The organism is Tabrizicola sp., assembly GCF_041911175.1.
Classification (GTDB): domain Bacteria; phylum Pseudomonadota; class Alphaproteobacteria; order Rhodobacterales; family Rhodobacteraceae; genus Tabrizicola.
Window position 1 is genome coordinate 1 of the sequence record NZ_JAYRPN010000093.1, and the last position, 4,084, is coordinate 4,084.

The 4,084-nt window shown below is 66.7% G+C and carries 6 protein-coding genes and 1 pseudogene; all 7 read right to left on the bottom strand.

The window, feature by feature from the left end:
- Positions 1–154: 154 nt before the first annotated feature.
- Positions 155–1,168, bottom strand: a complete 1,014-nt coding sequence (gene arsB / locus ACE3P6_RS12850) for an ACR3 family arsenite efflux transporter (protein ID WP_374395618.1) — start codon at positions 1,166–1,168, stop codon at positions 155–157.
- Positions 1,165–1,485 carry a helix-turn-helix transcriptional regulator gene (locus ACE3P6_RS12855; RefSeq protein WP_113900872.1) on the bottom strand — a complete coding sequence of 107 codons (321 nt, stop codon included), beginning with the start codon at positions 1,483–1,485 and terminating at the stop codon, positions 1,165–1,167. The genes arsB and ACE3P6_RS12855 overlap by 4 nt, the downstream gene beginning before the upstream one ends.
- A gap of 103 nt (positions 1,486–1,588) precedes the next feature.
- The gene (locus tag ACE3P6_RS12860) at positions 1,589–1,789 is read right to left on the bottom strand and encodes a hypothetical protein (RefSeq protein ID WP_374395620.1); all 201 of its coding nucleotides are present in this window, start codon (positions 1,787–1,789) and stop codon (positions 1,589–1,591) included.
- Positions 1,743–1,988 carry a hypothetical protein gene (locus tag ACE3P6_RS12865; protein WP_374395622.1) on the bottom strand — a complete coding sequence of 82 codons (246 nt, stop codon included), beginning with the start codon at positions 1,986–1,988 and terminating at the stop codon, positions 1,743–1,745. Before ACE3P6_RS12865 ends, ACE3P6_RS12860 begins: the two co-directional genes overlap by 47 nt.
- Positions 1,985–2,659 carry a YcbK family protein gene (locus ACE3P6_RS12870; RefSeq protein WP_374395624.1) on the bottom strand — a complete coding sequence of 225 codons (675 nt, stop codon included), beginning with the start codon at positions 2,657–2,659 and terminating at the stop codon, positions 1,985–1,987. The genes ACE3P6_RS12865 and ACE3P6_RS12870 overlap by 4 nt, the downstream gene beginning before the upstream one ends.
- 72 nt (positions 2,660–2,731) lie before the next feature.
- Positions 2,732–3,040 carry a hypothetical protein gene (locus tag ACE3P6_RS12875; protein WP_374395627.1) on the bottom strand — a complete coding sequence of 103 codons (309 nt, stop codon included), beginning with the start codon at positions 3,038–3,040 and terminating at the stop codon, positions 2,732–2,734.
- A gap of 33 nt (positions 3,041–3,073) precedes the next feature.
- Positions 3,074–4,084, bottom strand: a pseudogene (locus ACE3P6_RS12880) (DUF2793 domain-containing protein); the annotation flags it as partial.

Sequence of the window (4,084 nt, forward strand, 5' to 3'; positions counted from 1 at the left end):
GGCGCTTGAGCTACTTGATGGCTCCGCGCCCGGCGCGCTTGCCCAACCCGAAAACGATCACTATCAACCCCAAGGACTCTCGTTATGAACGAGGGACGACCGGGGGGCAGGTCAGTGCCGCAGCCCGGGTTGTGGTGGATGACGACGGGAAAGCTCATGTCGGGAACCTGTTTCTTGTGCGGTTGGCGAAGGCGACCAGCGACAGCATCACCGGCACCTCGACCAGAACGCCGACGACCGTGGCCAGCGCCGCGCCTGAATTCAGCCCGAACAGCCCGATTGCGACCGCCACCGCCAGTTCGAAGAAATTCGACGTGCCGATCAGCGCGCAGGGCGCCGCCACCTTGTGCGGCAGATTCCACGCAAAGGCCCAGGCATAGCCAAGCGCGAAGATGCCGTAGGATTGCAGGATGATTGGCACCGCGATCAGGGCGATCAGCAGCGGTTGGGCGATGATGACCTGCCCCTGGAAGCCGAACAGCAGGATCACGGTCAGGAGCAGCCCGAGAACCGAGGCGGGCTTGATCCGGGCGGTGAAGGCTTCGACCGATTGCCCCCGTGCGATCAGGGCGCGCCGGGTCAGCCACCCCGCAATCAGAGGGATGACGATGTAGAGGACGACCGACAGGATCAGCGTCTCCCACGGCACGGTAATGTCGGTGACACCCAACAGGAACGCCACGATGGGCGCAAAGGCCACGACCATGACCAGATCGTTCACGCTGACCTGCACCAGCGTGTAATTCGGATCGCCCTTCGTCAGCTGCGACCAGACGAACACCATCGCCGTGCAGGGGGCTGCCCCGAGCAGGATCAGCCCGGCGATATACTCGGGCGCCTTGGCCGGGTCGATGAGCCCTGCGAACAGGTGGTTGAAGAACACCACCGCAAGTGCTGCCATGGTGAAGGGCTTGATCAGCCAGTTGATCACCAGCGTGATGACCAGCCCCTTCGGCCGCCGCCCGACATCCTTGAGCGAACCGAAGTCGATGGCGATCATCATCGGACAGACCATCGCCCAGATCAGCACGGCAACGACCAGGTTGACCGAGGCATATTCCAGCCCGGCCAGCACCGCGAACAGGCCCGGGGCGAGGTTGCCCAGCACAAGGCCCGCAAGGATGCAGAGGGCGACCCACAAGGTTAGCCAGCGTTCGAACAGGCTCATTTGGTTTCCTCTGACATGGGAACGCAGCAGGCATCGCCGGGGGGCGGTGTCAGGCTGGCGATGAACTCCGCCAGCGGGGCCAGTGCATCGGGGTTCAGCGCATAGCAAACGCGCGGCCCATCGATCTCGCCCGAGATGATCCCCGCCGCCTTTAGGATGCGGAGATGTTCAGAGACGGTTGATTGCGCAAGACCGACAGCATCCACGATGTCACCGCCGATGCAGCCGGGGGTGGCCTGCAATAGCAGCAGGATGCGCAGGCGGGCGGGGTGCGCCAGTGCCTTGGCCAGCTCTGCGAGATGATCGTTCTGAGACACGCGTGATTCCAGTGACTTCGTTTATCGTCGATAATCGATATAATTTTCGTTGTGAGAGAACAACCCTGAGAAAGGCAATGCTGCGCGATCTTTCGTGCGGTCCTCACCGGCACGCGCGTGCCTGGTCGCGCAACACAGCGTAGTCGCTCAGCATCCGTACGACGACGGCCCCTTCCGGCAGCGCCTCGACCTCATCGGCGGCCCGCGCCTGATCGGCAGCGGTGTAGTCGACGACGGGCGGGCAGGGCGCGCGGGCGTCAGAACCGCCCATCGCGCAGCCGGTCAGCAAGAGCATCGCGATCATGAGGGCGGCGGGCGGCGGCGTCGAGCATCTGGCGGTGGATGGCATCGTTTCTCTCTCGGGCATCGAGGCGCTCGGCCGCGCGCCCAGCGCGTTCACCGGCACGGCGCAGGTTCAGGAGGAACAGCAGGATCGCTGCGGCGGCGAGGATCAGGCCCAGCGCTTTCCGCGCCGGGCCATGGGTGAGGAGCCAAGGGGTCACCGCTGGCCCCGTTTCCAATCGTCGAGCCGGGCGTGGATGGTGACGGCAATGCCGATCAGCGCGATGGCGATCAGGACCCAGCGCAAGGTGTCGAGGTATGGCACCAGCGGCTGGATCGTCGACTGGGTCTCGGTGAGCACCTCCTGCAGCACCTCCACCCCGGCCGCGCCGACGGTGGCGGCACCGGCCGCCCCGCCACCGCGCAGGGTGCGGCTTTCCGACAGGACTTCACGCGCCGGTGGCAGTTCAGGAGCGAAGGGCACCGCGCGCGGCGGGAAGGGATCGCCCCAGGACCGGGCGGGACCGAGGTCGATGTGCATGAAGCCGGAGCGGGGATAGCTGCCGAAGCCGAGGAACCCGACTGCCCGCGCCGCCGCCTCGAAGGCTGCAGGATCGTGGTTCGCCATCGCGATGTCGAAAGCGGTCCCCTGCATGTGCTTCGAGGCCGGGGCGCCCCCGACAGCGCGGTTGTGTTCCGGGCTGCGATAGGCAGAGCGCACGATCAGCGGCTTGCCCAGCCGGTCGCGCAGGGCCTGCAGCTTGTCCATCGCTTCGGTGTTGATCTTGATCGCGCCGGTGCCGCGGCAGGCGATCTCGGCGGCCGAGAAATTCGGCCAGCGCCAGGTGTTGGCGGGCACGTCGCGCCAGTGGGGATAGGTGAGGGTGGGCATGGTGGATCCTCCAAATGAAAAACCCGCCTCTGGGGCGGGGGATGTGGTCGTGGTGGTGTGGTCGCTGGCCTGTCAGCCGGATCTTCCGCGCTGGAAGGCGTCGAAGAGCATGTCGCGCATCGAACGGATGTCCGTTTCGATCCGGTCGAGGCGGTCGCCGTCCGCCTTGCGGTCTTCGCTGCGCTGGCGGTCGATGCGGTCCCGGTCGGCGACCAGTTCGCGGTCGAGGCGGTCCAGCAAGGCCTCGTTGGTGAAAGCCTTCCTGGTGATCGCCGCGATCAGGGCCATGGTGCCGCCGATCAGGGCGGTCAGCGCGGCGGTGATCCCGTGGTCCCGAAAGGCCCGCGCGACCTCCCCGGCGAGAGTGGTCTGGTCGTTCATGTTGGTCCTTTCGTTGCCGCGGGCTGCGGTCGGTCAGAAGTCGGTTTCAAGGTAGACCCCGGCGCAGTCGTAGGCGACGGCAGCTGCTGTGGCGCCGGTGTTCATGAAGAGCCGGGGCGACAGGAACTGCGTCGCAGCAGGCAGATCGGTGGTGATCTCCTGCTCGAACACCGCGCCGGAAACCTCGTCCACCACCCGCACCCAGACCGAGCTGCCATTCGGTGGTGCTGCGATGAACAGTGTCAGCACGCCGCCCGTGGCGATGGCAAAGCTCGCCCCCATGTCGGTCAGGGTCGGCGCCCCGGTGCCGTCGTTGGCTACCAGCTGCCAGCGGGTGTGGGTTCCACGCTGGAAGCCAATGCCGATGCAGTTGATGGCTGCTGCCAGCGTGAGGGTGGTGGCCAGCGCGGCCGTCGATCCGTAGAGGCCAAAGAACCCCATTCCGGTCGCCTGCAGCGTCGTCAGCGAAATCCGCGTCACGAAGGTCCATCCCCCGAGGCCCGCCGCGTTACCGCGCCAGCAAGCCCAGCCTGCGGAGCGCTGGTCGGCCACCGAGTCCACGACGGCCGCCGAGGTCAGACGCCAGCGGCGCATGGAAGCAGCAAGGTTCGTGGCGGCCAGCGTCGGGTGCGAGACGGTGCCGACCGAGGTGATCGGCATGCCTTCGGTGGTGATCGTCGTCGTGACGGAAGGCGACCAGGTCGCGATGCGGTTGACCCCGAAGTGGGGCTGCAGGGGGAAGTCCCGGCCGGAGGGGCGCATCACGTCGATCCATGGCGCCCCGGCCCGGCTGCGGGCATAGACTGACGCCTTGCCTGCAGGAGGTGGCGTCGGCGCCGCGCTGAGGCCGGGGAGCACCGTGGGCTGCGGCAGTTCCACCTGGCCGCTGGTGCGGTCGATGCGGATCGCGTCATAGAAAGCCGACCCGTCAGGGCTGACCTTGAAGCTGAAGTCGTCGTTGCCGAACAACCCGATCAGCGCACGGGCGGAGAAGCCGGTCTTGAAGGCGAAGGCGGCGTCGTTCGCCGCGGCGGCCTTGTTGAC

Excerpts from the sequence above, each read along its gene's own strand:
- arsB (WP_374395618.1), bottom strand. The coding sequence starts at position 1,168 with ATGAGCCTGTTCGAACGCTGGCTAACCTTGTGGGTCGCCCTCTGCATC.
- ACE3P6_RS12860 (WP_374395620.1), bottom strand. The coding sequence starts at position 1,789 with ATGATCGCGATGCTCTTGCTGACCGGCTGCGCGATGGGCGGTTCTGAC.
- ACE3P6_RS12870 (WP_374395624.1), bottom strand. The coding sequence starts at position 2,659 with ATGCCCACCCTCACCTATCCCCACTGGCGCGACGTGCCCGCCAACACC.
- ACE3P6_RS12875 (WP_374395627.1), bottom strand. The coding sequence starts at position 3,040 with ATGAACGACCAGACCACTCTCGCCGGGGAGGTCGCGCGGGCCTTTCGG.